This window comes from Anaerococcus groningensis (assembly GCF_046365465.1).
In the GTDB taxonomy this organism is placed as follows: domain Bacteria; phylum Bacillota; class Clostridia; order Tissierellales; family Peptoniphilaceae; genus Anaerococcus; species Anaerococcus groningensis.
This window is the reverse complement of the sequence record NZ_JBGMEG010000008.1, coordinates 37,627-57,699: the sequence shown is the minus strand read 5'-3', so window position 1 is coordinate 57,699 and position 20,073 is coordinate 37,627. Positions and strand designations below refer to the sequence as shown.

The following is a 20,073-nucleotide window of genomic DNA, read 5'->3' as shown; positions in this document are numbered from 1 at the left end:
TTCCTTGTAAGCCTTTTAAAAAATTATTTTTCAAGTAGAGCTATAGTCTCCACATGTCTAGAGTTTGGAAACTGGTCAAATATTTCGTATTTTTTAACCTTATATCCTTTCTCTATAAAAGTTTTTAGATTATCAACTTGAGTTTTCGGATTACAAGATATATATACAAATTTTTTAGGATTTATGTTTATTATTTTTTCTAAAGATTCTGGTGCTATGCCAGCCCTTGGAGGGTCTAGGATAACTACATCATAATCTCCTCTAACCTTTTCAATTTCCTCTAATACATCTCCACATAGAAAGTCTATGTTCTCTATTTTATTAAGATTTGCATTTTCGTAAGCTTTTTCTACTGCTTCTTCTACTATTTCTATACCTGTGGCATGGTTAGCTACACTTGCCATAACTTGGGTTATAGTTCCTGTCCCAGAGTATAAGTCTAGGACATTCATAGATTTATCTATACCTGCAAAATCAAAGGCTTTTTGATAAAGTTTTTCAGCAGCAAATACATTTGGTTGGAAAAATGAAAATGGAGATATATTAAATTTTAAATCTAGCATCTTTTCTGTTATATGGTCTTTGCCAAATAAAAGCTCAACTTTTTCTGGAACCACCGCATCAGCTACAGAATCATTAGTTACATGAAAAATAGATACTATCTTACCATCAAGCCTTAAATCATTTAGAAAATTTACAAAAAGTTTTTTTCTCATCTGATCAAAGCTTTCATCACTTGTGGTTACAAGGATTGCCATAATTTCGCCAGTTCTATGAGCTTTTCTAATTATAAAATGTCTTAGTAATCCTTCTTTCATAGACTTATGATAAAAGCTAGTATTTTTTTCCCTAAAATAATTTTGAACTGCGTTCCTTATGGTATTAAAATCACCATCAACTACATTACAATTTACAGTGTCAACTATTTCATAAAATCTATTTTGTCTATGTAGTCCCAGGATTAATTCTCCACCCTTATAGGCATCCCCAAAGGTGTATTCCATTTTATTTCTAAATCCTTCTATGACTGGAGATTTATTTATAGGTATATCACCCTCATAAAAGATATCATTATCAGCTAACAATTTTTTTACCATGTCTTGTTTGAGCATTAGTTCTGTTTCGTATGGCAATCGTTGATAGGCACATCCCCCACAGGCATCAGCTTGAGGGCAAAAATGCCTACTATTTTCAAGAGGGGAATGGTCTAGTAATTCTATAAATTTTCCTTTTTTATAATCATGTCTATTGCGAGTAATTTTAACCTTGCAAGTTTGACCTAAGACCCCTCCTTTAAATTCAACAATATTTCCATCTTGATCTTCACCAATAGAAATATTTGGATATTTTACATCCTTTATTTTTACTTCGCTATTTTTCTTTTTTCTCAATTAAACCCTCCCAAAATTTATCTGCTTCTTTCTTAAAATCTTTTGTTTCATTTACTATCTTAAGGCCCTTATTTTTCCAATGCTTTGGATAAAGGTTCTTGTATTTATATTGGTTAAATCTATCATCTAGCAAATAGATTATTCCTTTGTCATTATCACTTCTTATAACTCTGCCGGCTGCTTGATAGACCTTATTAAGGCCAGGATAGGTATAGGAATAATCAAAACCACTTAAACCCATTTTATCAAAATGAGTTTTAATTAAATTTCTCTCATTACTTACACCAGGCATTCCTACAGATATAATCATAGATCCAATAAGTCTATCACCTACTAAATCTACTCCCTCAGAAAAAATACCTCCAAGAACTACAAAGGCCGTTTTTGCTGAATCTTTATCAAATTGCTTTAAAAACTTATTGGTCTCTTTTTCATTCATAAATCTATCTTGAACTATAATCTCATCATCAAAACGAGTTTTATAGTCCTCATAGACATCTTCTAAGTAAGAATATGATGGAAAAAATATAAAATAATTTCCTTTTTTAGAATTTATAAATTCATTGATAGCTTCACTAATATGGACTACATTATTATTTCTATCCCTATACCTAGTACTAATCTCTCTATTAAATAGTTCAAAGTTATTTTCATCAAAAGGCATATCTAGTCTTAGTTTTAAGCTATCTTCTGCTCCTAAAGTTTTTGTAAAATAAATCATAGGAGAAAGGGTTGCAGAGAAAAATACAGTTGACATAGCGTTTTTATAAGTATTGGTTAATACTAGGGATGGATCTATACATTTTATCTCAAAAATTTTATCATCCAGTTCTTCATCATAAGATATGACCGAGTAAAAACCTTTGGTATAATATTCTCCTATTTTAAGAAATTTATTTATGTCAAAAAATAGGTTTAAAAGTTCATCATAATTTTCATCTTCTCTTTCCTCCACCAAATATTTTTGTAGAGGTTTTAAAAGTTTTATAAATTTGCTATCAAAATCTTCTATTTGACTTTCTTGAGCATGATACAGCCTTTTACCGTGCTTATTATACAAAACTTCAAAGGTATCAGCTATTTGGTTGAGATATTTTATTATAGTTTTATATTTTTTATCATCTAAATTATCTATAAGATGAGTAAAACGGCTATCAGTAAAGCTAAAACTATACATATCGCGAGCTCGTTCTACTAAGTTATGAGATTCATCAATTAAAAACACATACCTATCAATAACTTCATCAAAAAATCTTTTTAAATATGTATTTGGATTAAATACATAATTGTAATCACATATAATAAAATCAGCATAGGATGATATATCAAGTTCTAATTCAAAGGGACACACCCTGTATTTTTCTGCATATGAAGTTATAGTGTCAAAATTCATTATTTTTTCATTATCTATTATATCTCTTAAAGCATCATTAACCCTATCAAAGTGACCCTTGGCAAAGGGACAATCTACTGGATTACACTTAACTTCATCATTTAAACAAATTTTTTCCTTGGACGTAATTGATAAGGCTTTTATAAATAGTCCTTGGTTTTCTAAAATTCTTATTGATTTTAGAGCTTCCTTGGCCTGCGTATTTTTGCTAGTTAGATAAAAAATCTTATCAGTTAAATCTTCACCCATAGATTTAATGGAAGGAAAAACTGTAGATATGGTTTTGCCTATGCCAGTTGGAGCGTCTACAAATAATTTTTTAGAGTCTAATATAGCAGTGTAGACAGCAACAGCCATTTTTCTTTGACCTTTTCTGTAATCTTTATAGGGAAAGTTTAATTTTTTTATGGACTCATCCCTATTTATCTTGTTTTTTGCAAGAATTTTCGAAAAGTTTAAATACTCATATAAAAGATTAAAGTAAAATTTTTTTAGGTATTCAAAAGTAAACTCTTCTCTAAAAATTTTTGTAGAGTAATCTTCAATACTTACATAAGTTAAGGTTATGCTCATCTTATCTAAATTATTATCTAGGGCAAAAAAATAGGCATAGCACATAGCCTGAGCCCAGTGGAGCTTATTTGATCCATCAATTTCAGAAAGAAGTCTTGTCGTAGATTTTATTTCATCTATAATATAGCCATCTTTATCTTTAAGTAGACCATCAGCTCTCCCTTCTACCCTAAATTCTACATCGTCAATAGTTGTAGTATTCTTTAGAGAATACTCACTTTTATAATTATCTCCATATTTTTTTTGGATGGCTTGGTGGGCTCTAATTCCCTCAATCATCCTAGCATTGTCACGAAATCTATTGTCAATATCTCCTGAACGCATGACAAATTCTATAAGATTTCTAACAGATATTCTAACTAACATATAATCACCTTTTATTACTATACTATTTATTAGGGTATATATTGATTATTAGAGAAGGAGTTTTTATGAACGAAACAATTAAAAATCAATTAAACCATAGGACTATAAGAGAATTTAAAGATGAAAAATTAGATGATGGAGTGATAGAAGCTTTACTTAATGTAGCAAACATGGCTCCAACTAGTAATGGCATGCAATTTTTTTCAATAATTAAAGTGACAGATCAAGAACTTAAAAAGAAATTTGCCGCTAATGGTCTTCAGGATTATATGGCTCGTGCCCCACACCTGTGGATTTTTATAGTTGATTTATATAGAAATTACAATATAGCAAAGGAAAATGGTCAAGAAAACGATGAAATGATAGGTTTTGATAAATTTATCCAAGGATTTACTGATGCCATAATATCAGCTCAAAATGTTGCTGTGGCCTGTGAAAGCTTAGGACTTGGTGTAAATTATTTTGGAAATATCCATAATGATACTAAAAAAGTTATAGAATTACTTGATTTACCAAAACTAACTTATCCTGCTGTAGGTCTAGGTTTTGGCCTACCAAATCAAGAACCCCAACTAAAACCTAGGATGGATATAAATCTAAAAACCTTCGAAAATTCTTACCAGGTTTTTAACAACTATAATAAAAAAATTGCTGATTATGATAAAGAAATGACTACCTACTATGATTTAAGAGATGCTAATCGCAGGGTCGATTCATTTTCGATTCAAATTCCTAAAAAACAGGGAACAGTTATAGCAAATAGAGATAGAATGTTTGAAACGTTACTAGATCAAGGATTTATAATAGATAAAAAGATGAAATCATAGTGATTTCATCTTTTTTACGTGTAAGTTTGGTATTTAGAATTATAACTTAATATTGCCTGCCCACCCTGGGTCAAACCTCGGATTGGAAGTAGTACAAATTGCATCAGTGAGAAAGTAATAGTCATAGTTCCTACTGCCAAATCCCCTCCAAATCTTAGTAGCTGAGAATTAAAGCAAAGAATAAGGATAGATTCAGTAGCTTGCATAATAAATGGGGCTAAACCTAAGCTAATTGCAGGGATAGCTATATTTTTATTTACAAATAAATCTCCTTTCTTTATCTTATAAATTAACATGTACTAATAATTAAGACCGTATTCATATAAAGTTATTTTACTTATAAACTTATTTTAACAATAAAAAAAGAGGAGTATAAACTCCTCCTTAAAACTGTTATTATCTACTTTCTTCAAGTAGTTTTAAGGTATCATCCGTACTTAAAACATAGGTATAAATAACATTCATTATTTTAAGCTCTGCATCATGAAGTTCTTCTGACGCTGCTATACAAGCATCGTGAACTGTAATTACATTATAGCCTCCATCAGCAAGGCCTCTTACAGTAGATGCTACACATTGGTCAGTTACCATACCGCATACAACAACAGTTTCGATATCCATGTTGTCTAATAAGTGTAGGTAATTTGTACCAGTTGTTACAGAGTCTGTTGTTTTATATACAACTATTTCATTTTCAATTGGTTTTAGTGGGTCAACTACTTCTGCCGCATATGAATTAACAGGCATCAGCATATTATTCCAACCCTCAGATTTTTGAACTGGAGATCTATCTCTACCATCTTCTCTTTGGCAAGCTATAAGCCCGTATGAGACTAATAGGTCATTATCTCTAAAGTAATTTAAAACTCTTTCTGTATTAGGTAAGGCTACTTGGTGCATCTTGTCAAAATATGGTTTCCAATCATCCCATAGGCCTTGTTCTTTAAACTCTTTAGCTTCACCAAAATCTGTTAAGCAAAATTCATTTTGATAGTCAACTATTAGTAAGATAGTTTTTGAAAGGTCAATATCTAAATCTGGGAATTCTTCAACATGCTCATAATACTTTGATACAAACTTTCTGTCTAATTTCATATATACCTCCATAGCTAGCTAATGGTTAAAAGTTTAACCTTATATGATAACATTTTCCTTTAATAACATTATATCATAGATTTCTCTAACAGTAGAAAATTTTTAAATTTTTAAAAAATTATTTCTTCTTAGATATCTATTGGCCAAGTTTCTTTGTTGTAGCACATATCCCAGAACATATACTCAAAATATCCTGTTTTTACAATTATTTCTTCAAGAGCTATTAATTCTCTTTCAGGTTTTCCCTCTGTGAGTTTATTCATAAGTTTCATGGCATTATCATTTAACTCAGTAAATTCATCTGAAGAATACATTTCTATCCATGATCCGTAGTTTTCATCTTCTAAGGCCCCTGGAATTTCCGCTAGCTTAAGACCAATATAGCTATAAGACCAAGAGCAGGCAAGTAGTGCTGCAGCAACATTTTCTACTCCTCCAGCTTGAGCCTTATTTAGCATATATGAAGTGTAAGCAGTATTTATAGCTGATGGTTCAGTTGCTTCTAGCTCATCTTCGCTTATAGAAAAATTTTTTGCATAAGATCTGTGAAGGTCCATTTCCATAAATAATATACCTTCAAGTCCTTTTGCAAATGAATTCATAGACTCTAAATCAGGTGATTTTGCAGTACCTATCGCAAAAAGTCTTGCATATTCTATTAGATAAACATAGTCTTGTTTTACCCAGTGTTTAAAACTATCTAAGTCTAGACTTCCATCTCCCATTTCTTGAACAAATGGGTGATTAAAGCAAGCTTCCCATATTTCTTTTACTCTTGGATAAATTCTATCCGTAAATTTTTCTGACATAAAAACCTCCTCGTTTTTCACAAGAATGCATAATAAATATAAATCACATCCCTAGGCTAGTAGTAACTGAAGCAGGTTAAAGAGTTCGATTTCTCGTCTAGCTAATGCACCCCTTGTGTTAGCTATATTATATCTAATTACTAAATTTTAAACAAATAACTATACTTCTAGTCTTTTTTTAAAATGGATACATAGGGATTATCTTTTATATAAAACCTATAAGGATAGTCTATGGCTTCTTTGGCATAGTCTATTCCTATTCTCTTATCTGTTATTATATCAAAGATGCTACTATCATCTTCTAAGTAAAGTTCATTACCAAATAAATTTTTCCCATTTAAACTTTTATTTATATTTAAAGCCTTGGTTAGCTTTCCTGGTCCATTAGTTAAGTTTTTCTTTTGATATGTAGATAGGGATTTATAAGTTTTCCCAAAACGATTTATACTTATATTTTCTAATTCGTTTAGTGGTTCAACTCCCCTAATAAGAACAGCTTCAGGTATCCCTACATCTTTTGTTACAAAATTTAGCATAAAATGAATACCATATGTTTGATAAACATAAATAGTTCCAGCATCCTCATACATAATCTTTGTTCTTTCAGTTTTCCTATCACCAAAACTATGGGCAGCCCTATCTGCTATACCTAAATAGGCTTCAGTTTCTACTATTTTTGTTTTATAAACTATTCCATTATCATTTCTTATAATAATCTTACCAAGTAGGTCTTTAGCAACAGTTAATGTATCTCTATTAAAAAATTCTTTATTTAACATAAGCTCCTCTAATGAATTTTATTTTTATTTATGATATCATATAATCATCAGAGTAGATAGAAAGCGTTAAGTGTTAAGAAATGGGTTGTTGTTCTTAAACGAAAGCTTATTAGCTGTGATTTTCTATCGCAACCGCTGCCTCTGATAGAAAGGGGAAAAATGAAAAATAAACTTACAGTAAACATGCTCACAAAAATGGCTATTTTTGCAGCACTTACAGTTATTTTTAGAAGATTTTTAACTATAACTATCTTCTCTAGCACAAAAATCGGCCTAGGCTACTTACCTACTATGATGGCGGGGATTTTATATGGTCCCATAGCCGGAGGTATCACCGGTGGTGTAGCAGATGTTGTTGGAATGCTTATGAAACCTGATGGTGTGTTTCACCCTGGTTTTACCCTAAGCAGTATCTTAATTGGAGCTGTACCTGGATTTATTTCTTATAATATTTTTAAAAGAGATTTTAAAAATAAATTAGATTGGATCTGTATTTTAAGCACCATTTTTGTATTTATGGGTGTTAGACTCTTACTTGATTCATTATGGCTAACCCACCTATATTCCAACCCATATTTATTCTATGTTATTAGAAACTTTATAAAAGATGCTGTAGAAGCTGGAATTAACGCTATAGTTTTAATAATGTTGATTCCAAAGGTAACAAAATATGCATATGAAAAGCTCTAAGAATTAATATTCTTAGAGCTTATTTATTTTCACTTATAAAGTCATTTACGAGTTTTGCTATCTCTTCTAAGTACGAATCATCTCCCGGGTATCCGATAACTAAATGACCATGTTCTTTTACTTTTCCAACTATCATAAGATTTCTATAAAGTTTATTTTCACCCGTACCTAGATACCTCATATCAGTTATTACGCCAATAATCATTCTTGGAAAATCAACCTTATATTCTTCTTCTAGCTCTGCCATAACACCATGAGCCATGACCTCTCCAGCTACTCCATCATCTATAGTTAAACCATCAAGGCAAGCTATTAAAATATTTGCTTTTTTAAGTTCAGCTGTATCGGCTTGGGCAATTTTTATGTCTGTTATAATATCATCGTTATTTTTTTTATCATTGATATCTGCATTTCTTTGAGGAACATAAAGTTCTAATTCTGTATTTTCTTCTATATATTGGGCAAGATTTTCTGTCCATTTATACATAGCATCATTAAAAAAATGACTTGCTAAATATCCGTACATTTATTCTCCTTAAAAACTTCTACCAGCTCCACCACCACCAGTGGTACCTCCGCCTCCTTTAAAGCCTCCAGAGTAAGAATTACCTGAAGAATTTCCAAATGATGAAGAACCTCCAAACGGATTAGACCCTCCTCTATAATAACCACCAAAAGGATCATTATAGTATCTTCTACCATAGCGTGGATGCTTTCTATAATACCTACGAGTTCCACCGCCATATAGGCTCATTCTGGTAAACATATTAGATAGGATTATAAAAAATATTAACATAATGAGTAGACTTCCAAGACTAATACCACCTGAATAGGACTGGCTATTTACATCTAAATAATAATCGTAATTTCCTTTTAATTCTACACCATATTCATCAGCTACCTCTGCAACTATGGCTTTAAATCCTTCATTTATAGCTTTAGAATAATTACCACTTTTTAAATCATCGATCATAAAGTTATCAATAATTCTACCTACTTTACCATCATTTAGCCTACCCTCGATGCCATAACCTGTTGCTATAAATATTTCTTTTTTATCAGTTAAGTCATCCTCAGTGATAAGCATCAACACCCCATTTTTTTTAGTCTGATCACCAATGGTCCATTGGTTAAATATTTTTGGGGCTAGGTCACTAGCTGGTAAGCCATTAGGGTTTTTAATGGTAGCTACCATTATCTGAGAGCCAGTTTTTTGCTCCAATTCTCTATTAGTTTTAGTAATGTTTTCTTTTGTATCTTTATCTATCATACCCAACTCATCTAGGTAAAAGCTAGTTGGTGCAGATGGAAGGCTTGCAAAAGAGTTTAAAGGAAAAAATGTTAACATTAGTAAAACCATTAAATTAAGTTGTAGTATTTTTTTCCTTTTCATATAAACTCCTCTTAATTACTTTTGTTAAAGTCTACTGTTGGTGCATCTTGGGCACCAGCGCTTGCCTCAAAGTATTCTGCTTCTTTATAGCCAGTAAAACCAGCTATAATATTAGTAGGAAATTTCTTTAAATCTGTGTTGTATGCTTTTACAGCTTGGTTATAATTACCACGTTCTACAGAAATTCTGTTTTCTGATCCTGCTAGTTCATCCATTAACTGGGTGTATTGAGTATTTGCCTTAAGCTCTGGATAATTTTCTACTACTACATTCATCTCACGAACTGCTTGGGTTAGTTCTTCATTAGCTTCTGCTAACTCTTTTGGTGACTCAGCATTACTTATCCCAGAACGAGCCTCTGTAATTCTAGTTAATGTTTCTCCTTCATAATCAGAGTAACCTTTAACTGTATTTACTAAGTTTGGAATTAAATCTGCTCTTCTTTGTACAACATTTTGTACTTGTGCGTAAGCCTCATTTACATTTTCACGGCTACCTGCAAGTCTGTTGTAGGTTGGAACTGTAAGAATAAGTATGATAGCTAAGACAGCTATAATACCTGCAATCGCTCCAAAGCCTTTTTTCTTTTTATATGTTTTATTCATCATTCCTCCTAAGTCTTTTATAGGATATTAATACCCATTTAATAGAATAATGCTATCATTAGCTAAGCTTTCTTTTATATCTATAATGCGTTGATTAGAGGAACCTCTAAATTTTAATTTCAAATCTTTTTTTGCTTCTTTAAATGGACCATCTACAAGTACATCGACTTCTTTCAAAAGATTCTTACAAGTAGGATTTTCTATTAAATTTTCAAAGGTATAGCCAGAATAAATCCATATAGACTTATCAATTTGTTTTTTTATATCATCTATTATAGAAATCAAATCTTTTGCACTTTCAAAGGGTTCTCCACCTAGAATAGTAAGCCCTGCCACTTCATCTTTTGATAAATAGTCTATGACTTTTTTGGTAGTTTGATCAGTCCATTTTTCTCCAAAATTTGAATTTTGGTATTCTTTATTAAAGCAATTTTTGCAATTTAAACTACAACCTGTAACAAAAATGCTTGTACGGATGCCAGGACCATTTGCTATATCATATTTTCGAATTTGTCCATAATTCATATGTGAAGCACCCTAGCTTTTATTTCTTTAGTCCTTCCTTCATTCCAGAAGTTTTCTCCAAGATAGCCACAGGTTCTTCTAACTACAGTTAATGAACTTTTATCTTTGTTTCCACAATTTGGGCAGTACCACTCATTTGCATCACTTAATAAAATCTCACCATCAAATCCGCAATCGTGACAATAATCAAGTTTTGTGTTAAATTCTGCGTATTGGATATGATCATAAATGTATTTTATCATAGTCATAATAGCATCTATGTTTGCTGTCATATTTGGAATTTCTGCATAGGATATACAACCGCCTGTTGATAAGGATTGAAACTCTGCTTCAAAGTCAAACTTATCAAAGATACTTATTTCTTCTCTAACATCTACATGGAAAGAGTTTGTATAGTATCCCTTATCAGTTATATCTTCTATTTCCCCAAATCTCTCTTTATCAATACTAGCAAACCTATGAGTTAAACTTTCTGCAGGTGTTCCATAAACTGCAAAGGCGATATTAAATTCATCACTCCATTCTTCTTTTTTCTCATTTAAAATATTCATAATTTTTAGGGCAAATTTTTTCCCTTCTTCACTGGTATGAGATTTGCCTGTCACTAGCTTACTTGCTTCATAGATTCCAATATAACCTATAGTTACTGTCGCATAACCATTTTCTAGAAGTGGTTTAATAGGAGTATTTTTTGGAAGTCTTGCTATAGCTCCATGCTGGAAGTGAATTGGTGAGCTATCGCTGGTAACATTGGACAAGTGATCATATCTTAAAAATTCTACTTCTTTTACTAATTCTAATCTTTTTTCTAATATCTCAAAGAATTTCTCTTCATCATTTTTTGCTAAGATGCCTATTTGAGGAAGGTTTATAGTAGCTACTCCCATATTAAATCTTCCCTCAAATTTGTATTCTCCATTTTCATCTTTATATGGGGGAAGAAATGCCCTACATCCCATAGGAGAAAAGACATTACCTTCATAATTTTTTTTCATTTCTTTGGCAGAGATATAGTCTGGATACATTCTTTTTGCAGTACATTCTCCAGCAAGCCTTGTAAGTGGATAGTATTTACTATCGTCCTTTATATTATTTTCATCCAATACGTAGATTAGTTTTGGAAAAGCTGGAGTTACATAAACACCTACTTCATTTTTAATTCCCTTGATTCTTTGTTTTAAGATCTCTTCTATTATTTTTACTGTTTCATCTAGGTATGGGTCATCTTCATCTGTATGCATAAACAGGGTCACAAATGGAGCCTGACCATTGCTAGTCATAAGGGTATTTATTTGATACTGGATGGTTTGTATGCCTGATTCCAAATCTTTTTTAGTCATAGCAGCTGCCATGGCTAAGGCCTGGTCTTTACTTACTAAAGTTTCATTGGCTAATTTTAGATTTTTATCATAAGATTTTTTTAGATATGGACTTAGGCATGATATGTTTATAGACTGTCCTCCATATTGGTTAGATGCAATCTGTGCTATGATTTGTGTCATCACATTACAAGCTACTTGAAAAGATTTAGGACTTTCTATTAACTTTCCATTTACAACTGTGCCTTGATCTAGCATGTTTTTCATATCAACTAAGCAGCAATTAAAGATTGGTTGGATAAGGTAGTCTAGATCATGGATATGTATAGCTCCTGCCTCGTGGGCTTCTACTAAATGAGCTGGGATTAGCTTTCTTTTCGCTATGTCTTTTGCAACTTCCCCAGCTATTAAGTCTCTTTGAGTAGATGCTATCAAAGGATTTTTATTAGAATTTTCATCCATTACATCTATATTGGTTTGATTTAACAAGCCTAAGATATCATTATCTGATGTATTTTGCTCTCTTTTATAGGCTTGGATTGATTTATATGACTCATAGGCCCTTGCAGCAGCTGGATTATCATTTTTAATTAGTTCATAATAAACTGCTTCTTCTATATCATAGATAGAAATCTCTTCATAATCCTTGTATTTTTCTTTTATTATATTTGCTATTTTTTCTGGCTGATCCTTAAAATATACTCCGATGGGAGAATTCATAGCTTTAAGAATAGCAGTAGATATTTTATTTACATTAAAGTCAACTTTTTTACCATCGCGTTTTAAAACCTGAACCATATTATTACCTCCATTACTGAGGAAAGTATACCATATATAGTTTCAAAAGTAAACTAAGCACTATATATAGTATACAGTAGTAAAAAAGTAGGCATAATGAAAGAGATGTTGGAATAAAGCCAAACATCTCTTTTTATCAAATATTTATTTTATAGAAAAATTTAATTCTTTATTTTCATCTAGATCTAGTATAGCAGTATCCTTTGCTCCAACTTTACCTTCGATTATTAGTCTACCAAGCTTTGTTTCCACATTAGTTTGCAAGTATCTTTTTACTGGCCTTGCACCATATTCTAAATCGTAAGAATGGTCTAGGATATATTCTTTGGCAGCTGGTGTAATTTCTAAATCTATATTTAAATCTTTAAGTCTTTTTCTAATTTCATTTACTTGTAGGTCAATGATATTATAAACTTGATCACTTGTAAGTGGGCTAAACATAACTATATCATCAATCCTGTTTAAAAATTCTGGTTTAAATGATGCTCTTAATGATTCTTCTACTAGATTTTTATTTTCCTCATCAATTGTTCCATCATCTTTTAGGCCATCAATTAGATACTGACTACCTATATTTGATGTCATGATTATTATGGTATTTTTAAAGTCAACTGTCCTACCCATACTATCTGTAAGTCTTCCATCATCTAAGACTTGTAATAAAATATTAAATACATCTGGATGAGCTTTTTCAATTTCATCAAATAGGATTACAGAATAAGGCATACGGCGGACTGCTTCTGTTAATTGGCCTCCTTCTTCGTAGCCTACATAGCCTGGAGCAGCACCAATTAATCTTGATACAGAATATTTTTCCATATATTCTGACATATCTATTCTTATCATATGATTTTCATCATCAAACATAGCTTCTGATAATGCCTTTGCAAGTTCTGTTTTACCAACTCCAGTTGGTCCTAGGAAAATAAATGAACCTATTGGTTTTGAAATATCTTTTAGTCCAGATCTTGCTCTAATAATAGCATCTGAAACTGCAGTAATAGCTTGGTCTTGACCTATTACTCTTTCGTGTAGCTTTTCTGGAAGTGATAAAATTTTACTTCTTTCACTTTCTACAAGTTTATTTACAGGTATGCCTGTCCAGTTGCTTACAACATCAGCTACATCTTCATCTGTTACTTGTTCTTTTATGGCATCCTCATTATCTTTTTGAGAAATTTCACTAGCTTTTCTAAGTTTTTCATCTAAAGCTGGTAGGGTGCCATAGCGAAGCTCGGAAAGTTTTTCAAAATCATAGTTTCTTTCTGCTTGTTCAATTTCGTTATTTACCCTATCAATTTCTTCTTTAATGTTTTTTACATCATCAATGGAAGATTTTTGTTCCTTCCATTTTAAGAAGTCTTCATCATATTTTTCAGATAAGTCAGCTAATTCTTTTTCAAGGATTGCTAGTCTATCTTTAGATGATTCATCTTCTTCCTTTTTTAGGGCTGTTATTTCAATTTGTAATTGTAATAGTTTTCTTTTTTGTTCATCTAGATAGGTTGGCATGGTGTCTATCTCTGTACGAACTGTGGCACATGCTTCATCCATAAGGTCAATTGCCTTATCTGGTAAAAACCTATCTGTAATATACCTATCAGATAATTCTGCAGCTGCAATTACTGCGCTATCTTGGATACGGATACCGTGGAAAATTTCATATTTGTCCTTGATACCTCTTAAAATGCTTATAGTATCTTCAACTGTAGGTTCATTTACCATTACCTTTTGAAAACGTCTTTCTAAGGCTCCATCTTTTTCAATGTATTCTCTATATTCATTTAAGGTTGTAGCACCTATTACTTTTATTTCCCCACGAGCTAACATTGGTTTCATAATATTTGATGCATCCATAGCTCCTTCTGTTTTACCCGCACCTACTAAAGTATGGATTTCATCAATAAACATTATTATTTGACCATCTGAGTTTTGAACTTCTTCAAGAACTGCTTTAAGTCTTTCTTCAAATTGACCACGGTATTTTGCCCCTGCTACTAGAGCACCCATATCAAGTGAAAATATTGTTCTACCTTGAAGTGGCTCTGGTACATCGTTATTTACTATCCTTTGAGCAAGACCTTCTACAATAGCAGTTTTACCAACACCAGGATTACCAATTAATACGGGGTTATTTTTCTTACGTCGAGATAGGATTCTAAGGGCATTTCTTATTTCACTATCACGTCCAATAACTGGATCTATTTTTCCTTCTCTGGCTTCTTGGGTAAGGTCTCTACCAAATTTTTCTAATGGATTGTTTGTTTCTTCTGGATTTTCTGTTGTCACTTTCTGACCTTTCCTGACCTTATCTATAGATTTTTTAAATTCTCTATATGTTAGGCCATATCTTTTATTTATATCAGTCACCTGTGTTTTTTCATTTAAAAGTGATAAGAAAATATGTTCCATAGATACAAAGCTATCTCCCATATTTTCTGCTTCATCTTCACTTTTAAGTAATATTCTTGAAAGAGTTTGGGTTGGATAGATATCTGATCCACCACTTGCTTGAGGCAACCTATCCATCATATCTCTTATTTCACTTCTATAAGATTTAAAGTCTACATCCATAGTTTTAATGACTTGAGCAACTATGGAGTCAGAGTTTTCTATTAAAGCATAATTTAAATGTATTTCATTTACTTCTGGATTGCTATTTTTAATTGCATAGCTATTAGCATTATTTATAGCTTCCAAAGATTTTTGTGTAAACTTGTTGTAGTCCATAATCTATCCCTCTATTTCCTTTAATTTTTTATATAAGTCTGTCATTTCTTCATTAAAGTCTTTTGGGTTGTCAATAATAATTTCTAGTATTAAATCACCCTTATTATTTTTTCTATCCTTATAGCCATAGCCTTTTAGTCTTATCTTTTGTCCTGAGTTTACTTTTTCAGGTATGTTTACCATCAAGCTACCATCTATAGTTTCAACTTTTCTTTTTGTTCCAAAATAAGCTTGCCATGGATATATTTTTTCTCTCTTTATTATATCTATTCCATCAAGTCTTCTATCGTCTTCATCTTTGATGATTATTTTAGCTACAATATAGGAATTTATACCATATTTTGAGCCATCTATTTTTATTTTATTATTATTTTTAATACCTGCTGGTATGTTTATTTCTATATTTTTAACTTCATTATTATATTTAACAGCAACAGATTTACTAGCACCTTTTTGAGCTTCATCTATGCTTAGTTCTATTTTTGTATCAATAGTAGTTTTCTTTTTTGCACTCGTTGTACTTGATGCTCTACGTGAGCCTGCCCTTTGATAAGTACTTCTACCAAAGCCACCAAAGAGACCATCAAAAAAGTCTGAAAAACCACTATCAGATCCTGTAGAATAAGTATAAGATCCATTACCAAAATTGCCAAAATCAAAACCAAAATCGCTTGGATCAAAGTTTTGACCACCTGAAAAGTTTGCATTATTTCCAAACTTATCATATTTCTTACGTTTTTTTGGATCTGATAATACTTCGTAAGCTTCGTTTATTTCACTAAATTTATTTGCTGCATCTTTATCATCTGGATGAAGGTCTGGGTGATATTTTTTTGCAAGTTTTCTATAAGCCTTTTTAATATCGGCATCACTTGCTTTTTTATCAACTCCTAATACTTCATAATAATCTCTATATTGCATACTACCTCCATCGTTATCTAGTATTTATTTGACCATCTCTGACCTTAATTAAATTATACTATCGCTGTATATTAATTCAAGTAACTTTATAAAGTTTTTTAGATTGTTAAGGCTAATTTAAAATATTTAAATAAAGAGCCTTCAATTAAGGCCCCTTTTTAATGATCGTATTTTACAAGTGATATAACTTTATAATCGCCTAAGACTTCTCTACCATTTAAATCTTCTAGTTCGATTAAAAATTCAAAGGCTGCTACTTCAGCACCTAAGGTTTCAACTAATTTTGCAGCTGCTTGAGCTGATCCACCTGTAGCTATTAAGTCATCGATAATTACTACCTTATCGCCTCTTCCAATAGCATCTTTGTGCATTTCTAGTTCATTATTACCATATTCTAAGTCATAAGAAATTTTCTCAATATCACCTGGTAGCTTACCTGGTTTTCTTACAGGAACAAATCCCTTGTCTAATCTGTCAGCAAGAGGTGCACCAAAAATAAATCCACGAGATTCTATACCTACAATGTAGTCAAACTCGATGTCTTTTAGCTCTTCTTCTAACATATCTAAAGATTGTTTGTATGCATCTTTATCTTTTAATAATGTGGTAATATCCTTAAAAGATACGCCCTCAACTGGGTATCCTTCAATAACTCTAATTTTTGATTTTAAATCCATTCTATCCTCCACATAGATTATACCCTAATTAGTAGTTAATTATAATTACTATTGTAAAGTATAAATAGGAGTTATTATGATAAATAAAAAATTAGACGAATATTTAAAAAGTGATTACTATCCCTTTCATATGCCTGGTTCTAAAAGAACTGATATTTTGAGAAAAGATTTACCTTATCAAAGAGATCTTACAGAAATAGATGGTTTTGATAATCTAAATGACCCAAAAGATATTTTACTAGAACTAAATAAAAAAATAGCAGATATCTATGGAGTAAAAGATGCTATTATATCTACAAATGGATCTACTTGTGGAATTTTAGCTGCTATCAGAGCTTTAACTTATCAAAATAAAAATATACTCATCCAAAGAACTTCTCACAAAGCAGTTTATAATGCAATTGAATTAAATAATTTGAATCCATCCTACATAGATGTAGTTTTAAGTGAGGAAAATGCCGTAGTTGATATTAATTACGACAATTTTTTTAAAAAAATTAGAAGCAGAGATTTTGCAGCTGTTATAGTAACTTCACCTTCCTATGAAGGTTATATACTCGACTTAGAAAAAATTTATAAAGAGTGCCAAAAAGTAAATGTACCATTGGTAGTGGACTTAGCCCATGGCTCTCATTTTATATTAAATGATAAGTGGTGCGATAAATTAGATATTGCTATTACATCTTTTCATAAAAATTTATCTGCACTTACACCTAGTGCTTGTGTTTTGATAAATAATGAAAAATATTCTCCGGAAATAAAAAGAAATATGGCTGTCTTTCAAACATCTTCCCCATCCTATATAACAATGCAATCTATTGATGATATGGTAGAAAATTTTCCTAAATTTATTGACTTATATCTTAACTTAGAGAAAGAATTAGAAGACTTGTATTCTCTAAACTTAAATCATTTAAAACTAGTAGACCATCCAAAAAAAGATAGGTCAAAGATTTTACTATCCACTATAAACGCAGATCTAAATGGAAGTGCATTACAAAACCTTTTAAAAGAAGAGAAGATAGAAATAGAGATGGCCTACCCATCTTATGCCTTGCTTATTGCAACTATATTTGATAAAAAATATGGGTTTGATAGGTTAAAAGATGCCCTTATAAAGATTGATCAAACTTTATCTTATAAGGATAATAGAAATAATTTATCCTATCAAATACCAACAAGTAAATTAAATATAAATGATGCATTATTAAAAAATAAAAAATACATAAGTATATCTGAAGCTTGTGGTAAAGTATCTGGTCAATTTGTCTATGCCTACCCTCCCGGAATCCCCCTAATAGTTCCTGGGGAAATAATTAATAAAACAGTGATAGTTGATATTAATAATATGATAGAAAGTGGTATAGATGTAAATATAATTAATGATATCCTAATAATAGATTGACTTTTTATTAGTTAACTGTTATTATAAAGATGTATAAAATTTACATATATATTTAAAAGGAGAATACATATGCAAAGAATTGTAACACTTAATACAAGAAATCTCCATAAATCAAAAAAGAATGGTGGATGTGGTGAATGCCAAACATCTTGCCAATCAGCTTGTAAAACTAGCTGTGGAGTAGCTAACCAAGAGTGCGTTAGCAAAAAAGAAAAATAAGGGTCTGGCCCTTATTTTTTTTCTTTATTATTTCCTATCAATTTAGTATAATATTATTATCACATTTTAAGGAGAATATATGATACACCAATATAAGGCCAAGGGCTTTAATATAGTTTTAGATACATATAGTGGAGCAGTCCACGCTGTCGATGATGTTACTTATGAAATCATTTCTTTATATGAAGGTCACTCTAAGGAAGAAATTAAAAATATCCTATCTACATACAATCTTTCAGATGACCAATTTGAAGAAGCTTACAACGAAGTAAAAGAGTTAGAAAAAGAAGGTATGCTCTTTACTACTGACAATTTTTCTGATCTTGCCATAGATGTTACAAAAAGAGCTACAAATGTAAAGGCTATTTGCTTAAATGTCGCTCATACTTGTAACCTATCTTGTGAATATTGTTTTGCTAAGGGTGGTAAATACCATGGTCCAGATGCAATAATGACAAAGGAAACTGCAAAAGATGCTATAGACTTTTTAATTGCAAACTCTGGTAACCATTACAACCTTGATGTAGACTTTTTCGGTGGAGAGCCACTAATGAATTGGGATGTTGTAACTGAAACAGTTGCCTATGCAAGAAGCCTTGAGGAAAAACACAACAAACACTTTAACTTCACTCTCACAACAAACGGTATGCTTTTAGATGATGACAAAATTGATTATCTAAATGAAAATATGAAAAATGTAGTTTTATCCCTAGATGGTAGAAAAGAAACCCACGATGAGTTTAGAAAAACAATCGGTGGTAAGGGATCATTTGATACAGTCGTACCTAAATTCCAAAATTTTGTAAAAAAACGTGGAGATAAAGAATATTATATGCGCGGTACCTACACTGCAAGTAACTTAGATTTCACCAACGATATAAAAACATATCTAGATTTAGGTTTTAAAAGAACCTCACTTGAGCCAGTTGTAGGAAACTCCGAATCTAATTATGCATTAAAAGATGAAGACCTACCAGTTTTATATGACCAATACGAAAAACTAGCAGACATGATGATGGAAGCAATAGACAATGATGATGAATTTATTTTCTATCATTACATGATTGATTTAGAAAATGGTCCTTGTGCTCATAAAAGATTATCTGGTTGTGGGTCTGGAACAGAATATATGGCAGTAACCCCTACTGGTACACTTTATCCATGTCACCAATTTGTTGGTAACGATGATTTTGTAATAGGAAATCTCGATGAAGGTATAGTAAGAAATGATTTAGTAGACCAATTTAAAACATGTAATTGCTATTCTAAAGAAGAATGTAAGACTTGCTGGGCAAACATGTATTGTTCAGGTGGATGCGCAGCAAATAACTATAATGCCAACGGAGATATAAATAAAACTCACGAATACTCTTGCAATCTGTTTAGAAAAAGAATTGAAATGGCTATAGCTATTAAAATATATGAATATATGAAAGAAGCTGAAAAAACTGAAGTTCTTGCATAAAATTTAATAAATTACTTTTAATACCCAATAGTACAGATGAATAATAAATGTATTATTGGGTATTTTTATAATATAAGAATTAATGGAGGACAA

18 protein-coding genes and 1 riboswitch are annotated in these 20,073 nt (G+C 31.3%); of the genes, 5 read left to right on the top strand and 13 right to left on the bottom strand.

Annotated features, from left to right (window positions below; translation table 11 throughout):
• Nucleotides 1-23: 23 nt before the first annotated feature.
• Together rlmD and AB9Q04_RS05275 are read right to left on the bottom strand one after the other, a co-directional pair.
• Nucleotides 24-1,391, bottom strand: coding sequence for a 23S rRNA (uracil(1939)-C(5))-methyltransferase RlmD (gene rlmD, locus AB9Q04_RS05280; RefSeq protein ID WP_410024323.1), 1,368 nt, complete (start codon nucleotides 1,389-1,391; stop codon nucleotides 24-26).
• Nucleotides 1,372-3,723, bottom strand: a complete 2,352-nt coding sequence (locus AB9Q04_RS05275) for an ATP-dependent DNA helicase (RefSeq protein WP_410024322.1) — start codon at nucleotides 3,721-3,723, stop codon at nucleotides 1,372-1,374. The genes rlmD and AB9Q04_RS05275 overlap by 20 nt, the downstream gene beginning before the upstream one ends.
• 65 nt (nucleotides 3,724-3,788) lie before the next feature.
• On the opposite strand from AB9Q04_RS05275, the gene AB9Q04_RS05270 reads away from it, so the two are divergent.
• Nucleotides 3,789-4,550 carry an NADPH-dependent oxidoreductase gene (locus tag AB9Q04_RS05270; protein ID WP_410024321.1) on the top strand — a complete coding sequence of 254 codons (762 nt, stop codon included), beginning with the start codon at nucleotides 3,789-3,791 and terminating at the stop codon, nucleotides 4,548-4,550.
• A gap of 396 nt (nucleotides 4,551-4,946) precedes the next feature.
• Here the strand turns inward: AB9Q04_RS05270 and AB9Q04_RS05265 are convergent, their stop codons facing one another.
• From AB9Q04_RS05265 to AB9Q04_RS05255, 3 genes are all read right to left on the bottom strand, one after another.
• Nucleotides 4,947-5,645 carry a cysteine hydrolase family protein gene (locus tag AB9Q04_RS05265; protein ID WP_410024320.1) on the bottom strand — a complete coding sequence of 233 codons (699 nt, stop codon included), beginning with the start codon at nucleotides 5,643-5,645 and terminating at the stop codon, nucleotides 4,947-4,949.
• A 128-nt stretch (nucleotides 5,646-5,773) separates the two neighbouring features.
• Nucleotides 5,774-6,454: a thiaminase II gene (gene tenA / locus AB9Q04_RS05260; RefSeq protein WP_410024319.1), complete on the bottom strand. Its 681-nt coding sequence runs from the start codon at nucleotides 6,452-6,454 to the stop codon at nucleotides 5,774-5,776.
• Nucleotides 6,455-6,621: 167 nt separating this feature from the next.
• Nucleotides 6,622-7,233: a DNA-3-methyladenine glycosylase gene (locus AB9Q04_RS05255; RefSeq protein ID WP_410024318.1), complete on the bottom strand. Its 612-nt coding sequence runs from the start codon at nucleotides 7,231-7,233 to the stop codon at nucleotides 6,622-6,624.
• Between the two features lie 46 nt (nucleotides 7,234-7,279).
• A riboswitch (THF riboswitch) is annotated at nucleotides 7,280-7,373 on the top strand.
• 19 nt (nucleotides 7,374-7,392) lie between these two features.
• Between AB9Q04_RS05255 and AB9Q04_RS05250 the strand changes: the two genes are divergently transcribed.
• Nucleotides 7,393-7,923 carry a folate family ECF transporter S component gene (locus AB9Q04_RS05250; protein ID WP_410024317.1) on the top strand — a complete coding sequence of 177 codons (531 nt, stop codon included), beginning with the start codon at nucleotides 7,393-7,395 and terminating at the stop codon, nucleotides 7,921-7,923.
• Nucleotides 7,924-7,942: 19 nt separating this feature from the next.
• On the opposite strand, the gene AB9Q04_RS05245 is transcribed toward AB9Q04_RS05250, so the two are convergent.
• From AB9Q04_RS05245 to AB9Q04_RS05210, 8 genes are all read right to left on the bottom strand, one after another.
• Nucleotides 7,943-8,449, bottom strand: coding sequence for a nucleoside 2-deoxyribosyltransferase (locus AB9Q04_RS05245; RefSeq protein WP_410024316.1), 507 nt, complete (start codon nucleotides 8,447-8,449; stop codon nucleotides 7,943-7,945).
• A gap of 9 nt (nucleotides 8,450-8,458) precedes the next feature.
• Complete coding sequence (locus tag AB9Q04_RS05240) at nucleotides 8,459-9,316, bottom strand: TPM domain-containing protein (protein WP_410024315.1); 858 nt, start codon at nucleotides 9,314-9,316, stop codon at nucleotides 8,459-8,461.
• A gap of 11 nt (nucleotides 9,317-9,327) precedes the next feature.
• Complete coding sequence (locus AB9Q04_RS05235) at nucleotides 9,328-9,921, bottom strand: LemA family protein (RefSeq protein WP_410024314.1); 594 nt, start codon at nucleotides 9,919-9,921, stop codon at nucleotides 9,328-9,330.
• A gap of 27 nt (nucleotides 9,922-9,948) precedes the next feature.
• On the bottom strand, nucleotides 9,949-10,446 hold the full coding sequence (gene nrdG, locus AB9Q04_RS05230; protein ID WP_410024313.1) for an anaerobic ribonucleoside-triphosphate reductase activating protein: 498 nt from the start codon (nucleotides 10,444-10,446) through the stop codon (nucleotides 9,949-9,951).
• Nucleotides 10,443-12,563: an anaerobic ribonucleoside-triphosphate reductase gene (gene nrdD / locus AB9Q04_RS05225; RefSeq protein WP_410024312.1), complete on the bottom strand. Its 2,121-nt coding sequence runs from the start codon at nucleotides 12,561-12,563 to the stop codon at nucleotides 10,443-10,445. Before nrdD ends, nrdG begins: the two co-directional genes overlap by 4 nt.
• Before the next feature lie 144 nt (nucleotides 12,564-12,707).
• Nucleotides 12,708-15,293 carry an ATP-dependent chaperone ClpB gene (gene clpB, locus AB9Q04_RS05220; RefSeq protein ID WP_410024311.1) on the bottom strand — a complete coding sequence of 862 codons (2,586 nt, stop codon included), beginning with the start codon at nucleotides 15,291-15,293 and terminating at the stop codon, nucleotides 12,708-12,710.
• A gap of 3 nt (nucleotides 15,294-15,296) precedes the next feature.
• Nucleotides 15,297-16,214: a DnaJ domain-containing protein gene (locus AB9Q04_RS05215; RefSeq protein ID WP_410024310.1), complete on the bottom strand. Its 918-nt coding sequence runs from the start codon at nucleotides 16,212-16,214 to the stop codon at nucleotides 15,297-15,299.
• A gap of 158 nt (nucleotides 16,215-16,372) precedes the next feature.
• Nucleotides 16,373-16,891, bottom strand: coding sequence for an adenine phosphoribosyltransferase (locus AB9Q04_RS05210; protein ID WP_410024309.1), 519 nt, complete (start codon nucleotides 16,889-16,891; stop codon nucleotides 16,373-16,375).
• Between the two features lie 76 nt (nucleotides 16,892-16,967).
• Here AB9Q04_RS05210 and AB9Q04_RS05205 point away from each other — a divergent pair, with 76 nt between their 5' ends.
• From AB9Q04_RS05205 to scfB, 3 genes are all read left to right on the top strand, one after another.
• Nucleotides 16,968-18,296: an aminotransferase class V-fold PLP-dependent enzyme gene (locus AB9Q04_RS05205; protein ID WP_410024308.1), complete on the top strand. Its 1,329-nt coding sequence runs from the start codon at nucleotides 16,968-16,970 to the stop codon at nucleotides 18,294-18,296.
• Nucleotides 18,297-18,365: 69 nt separating this feature from the next.
• The gene (scfA, locus tag AB9Q04_RS05200) at nucleotides 18,366-18,515 is read left to right on the top strand and encodes a six-cysteine ranthipeptide SCIFF (RefSeq protein ID WP_203126650.1); all 150 of its coding nucleotides are present in this window, start codon (nucleotides 18,366-18,368) and stop codon (nucleotides 18,513-18,515) included.
• A gap of 79 nt (nucleotides 18,516-18,594) precedes the next feature.
• The gene (scfB, locus tag AB9Q04_RS05195; RefSeq protein ID WP_410024307.1) at nucleotides 18,595-19,980 is read left to right on the top strand and encodes a thioether cross-link-forming SCIFF peptide maturase; all 1,386 of its coding nucleotides are present in this window, start codon (nucleotides 18,595-18,597) and stop codon (nucleotides 19,978-19,980) included.
• Nucleotides 19,981-20,073 lie beyond the last annotated feature (93 nt).

Coding starts and splice junctions, on each gene's coding strand:
- AB9Q04_RS05235 (WP_410024314.1), bottom strand. CDS start 9,921: ATGAATAAAACATATAAAAAGAAAAAAGGCTTTGGAGCGATTGCAGGT.
- AB9Q04_RS05245 (WP_410024316.1), bottom strand. CDS start 8,449: ATGTACGGATATTTAGCAAGTCATTTTTTTAATGATGCTATGTATAAA.
- scfB (WP_410024307.1), top strand. CDS start 18,595: ATGATACACCAATATAAGGCCAAGGGCTTTAATATAGTTTTAGATACA.
- scfA (WP_203126650.1), top strand. CDS start 18,366: ATGCAAAGAATTGTAACACTTAATACAAGAAATCTCCATAAATCAAAA.
- AB9Q04_RS05250 (WP_410024317.1), top strand. CDS start 7,393: ATGAAAAATAAACTTACAGTAAACATGCTCACAAAAATGGCTATTTTT.
- AB9Q04_RS05240 (WP_410024315.1), bottom strand. CDS start 9,316: ATGAAAAGGAAAAAAATACTACAACTTAATTTAATGGTTTTACTAATG.
- AB9Q04_RS05205 (WP_410024308.1), top strand. CDS start 16,968: ATGATAAATAAAAAATTAGACGAATATTTAAAAAGTGATTACTATCCC.
- AB9Q04_RS05275 (WP_410024322.1), bottom strand. CDS start 3,723: ATGTTAGTTAGAATATCTGTTAGAAATCTTATAGAATTTGTCATGCGT.
- AB9Q04_RS05215 (WP_410024310.1), bottom strand. CDS start 16,214: ATGCAATATAGAGATTATTATGAAGTATTAGGAGTTGATAAAAAAGCA.
- clpB (WP_410024311.1), bottom strand. CDS start 15,293: ATGGACTACAACAAGTTTACACAAAAATCTTTGGAAGCTATAAATAAT.
- AB9Q04_RS05255 (WP_410024318.1), bottom strand. CDS start 7,233: ATGTTAAATAAAGAATTTTTTAATAGAGATACATTAACTGTTGCTAAA.
- AB9Q04_RS05265 (WP_410024320.1), bottom strand. CDS start 5,645: ATGAAATTAGACAGAAAGTTTGTATCAAAGTATTATGAGCATGTTGAA.
- AB9Q04_RS05270 (WP_410024321.1), top strand. CDS start 3,789: ATGAACGAAACAATTAAAAATCAATTAAACCATAGGACTATAAGAGAA.
- nrdG (WP_410024313.1), bottom strand. CDS start 10,446: ATGAATTATGGACAAATTCGAAAATATGATATAGCAAATGGTCCTGGC.
- AB9Q04_RS05210 (WP_410024309.1), bottom strand. CDS start 16,891: ATGGATTTAAAATCAAAAATTAGAGTTATTGAAGGATACCCAGTTGAG.
- nrdD (WP_410024312.1), bottom strand. CDS start 12,563: ATGGTTCAGGTTTTAAAACGCGATGGTAAAAAAGTTGACTTTAATGTA.
- tenA (WP_410024319.1), bottom strand. CDS start 6,454: ATGTCAGAAAAATTTACGGATAGAATTTATCCAAGAGTAAAAGAAATA.